Genomic DNA, 1,829 nt, shown 5'->3' with positions numbered 1-1,829 from the left:
GGCGCCGGCACGTTGTCGGGATCGATGAACCCCATCCTGGAAACCTTTTCCGGGTCCACCAACCTTGGCACGTTGTCGTTCGTCGACACGGTCTATTCGACCGGCAGCAGGGCCTCCTCGGGCAGGTAGCCGACCTCCGCCGCGGCCTCGAGCGGGCGTTCGCGGCCGAGCACCCGGCGGGTGCCGCTCGACGGGTCGATGATCCCGATCAGCATCCTCAGGATTGTCGTCTTGCCGGCTCCGTTGGGGCCGAGAAGCCCGTAGATCGAGCCGGCCGGAACGGCGAGGCTGACGCCGTCGACGGCGCGGGTCTCGCCGAAATCCTTGACCAGATCGACCGCTTCGAGCGCGATCGCGACATCACCCCGTTCGTGCTGAGCTTGTCGAAGCACTGCTTTTCCTAAAGAAAACAAGGACAGGCCTTCGACAAGCTCAGGCCGAACGGTCTAGTGGAACCCTGTGGCTACCAACGAAAGCCTCAAGGAAGCAATAAGCGCGAAAGCAGCCGAGTTGGGCTTCGCAGCGTGCGGCTTCGCGCGCGCCGACGCCGCCGACGCCGCCGGGCTTGAACTGAAGCGCTGGATCGAGGCCGGGCACCACGGCACGATGGGATGGATGGAGGAGCGCGCGCACCATCGCGTCTCGCCCCTCGCGTTATGGCCTGATGCCAGGTCCGCAATCGCCCTCGGCATGAGCTACGCGCCGGCGACCGACCCGCTGACGCTCGCCGGGCGGCCGGACCTGGGGCGTATCTCAGCCTACGCGCAGGGCGGCGACTATCACAAGACGGTCAAGAAGGCGCTCAAGGCGCTGGCGCGGTTCATCGTCGAGCAGGCCCCGTCCGAGCTCAAGGTGTTCGTCGACACCGCGCCGGTGATGGAGAAGCCGCTGGCGCAGGCGGCGGGGATCGGGTGGCAGGGCAAGCACACCAATATCGTCAGCCGCGAACACGGCAGCTGGCTGTTCCTTGGCGTGATCCTGACCGGGCTCGAGCTCGAGCCCGATGCGCCCGCCGGCCACGGGCAGCATTGCGGGAGCTGCACGCGCTGCCTGGATGCGTGCCCGACGCAGGCATTCATCGGTCCACACAGGATCGATGCGCGGCGCTGCATTTCCTATCTCACGATTGAGCATGACGGGCCGATCCCGGAGGAATTCCGGGCCGCCATGGGCAACCGGATCTACGGCTGCGACGATTGCCTCGCGGTGTGCCCGTGGAACCGCTTCGCCGATGCCGCGGCGGCCAATCGGGCCTTCCTGCCCCGCGCCGAGTTGGCGGCTCCCCACCTAGCGGACCTTCTCGCGCTCGACGATGCAAGCTTCCGCCAATTGTTCGCCGGGTCGCCGATCAAGCGGATCGGCCGAAGCCGCATGATCCGCAACTGCTTGATCGCCGCCGGCAACAGCGGCGACCGGACGCTCGTGCCGTCCATCGAACGGAATCGTCACGATCCCGATCCAGTGATCGCCGAAGCCGCCGAATGGGCGCTTCGTCAGCTCGGATATTCGAGCGCGGAGATGCAGGTTGCCTGATCGACGTTCGAGCCGGACGGGGTCCGCGTGTCGACGTGAGTCACGCGCAGCACGCCGCTCTGGCCGGGATAGAGGTAAGCGTCGAGAATGCAGTAGCGGCCGCGGAACTGGAGCTTGAGGCTGGTTCCTTCCTGAATCTGGAGCGCAGGCCGGCCGAAGTGACCGGTGAGGTCGCGCGTGGTCATGCCGGTGAGGCGCTTCGCCTCGCGCTGGACCGGCGCGGCGTGGACCGCCTGTTGCGGCGGAGGCGGCGGCTCGGGCCTGGTGGCGCAGCCGGCGACGAACAAAGCGGAAGC

At 67.3% G+C, this 1,829-nt stretch carries 2 protein-coding genes and 1 pseudogene; 1 reads left to right on the top strand and 2 read right to left on the bottom strand.

Annotation, left to right across the window (positions count from 1 at the left end; genetic code table 11):
* Window positions 1–113 precede the first annotated feature (113 nt).
* Window positions 114–392: pseudogene (locus tag GH737_RS14630) on the bottom strand (ATP-binding cassette domain-containing protein); the annotation flags it as partial.
* Window positions 393–459: 67 nt separating this feature from the next.
* Between GH737_RS14630 and queG the strand changes: the two are divergent.
* Window positions 460–1,533 (top strand): tRNA epoxyqueuosine(34) reductase QueG, encoded by a 1,074-nt coding sequence (gene queG / locus GH737_RS14625; RefSeq protein WP_155265493.1) that lies wholly within the window; start codon window positions 460–462, stop codon window positions 1,531–1,533.
* On the opposite strand, the gene GH737_RS15560 is transcribed toward queG, so the two are convergent.
* Window positions 1,494–1,829, bottom strand: a 336-nt coding sequence (locus GH737_RS15560) for a hypothetical protein (RefSeq protein WP_196233236.1), incomplete at its 5' end; no start/stop codon positions are given. The genes queG and GH737_RS15560 overlap by 40 nt on opposite strands.

It is taken from the genome of Sphingomonas segetis, from assembly GCF_009720245.1.
In the GTDB taxonomy this organism is placed as follows: domain Bacteria; phylum Pseudomonadota; class Alphaproteobacteria; order Sphingomonadales; family Sphingomonadaceae; genus Sphingomicrobium; species Sphingomicrobium segetis.
The sequence above is the reverse complement of the archived record's forward strand: the minus strand, read 5'-3'. Positions and strand labels throughout refer to the sequence as shown.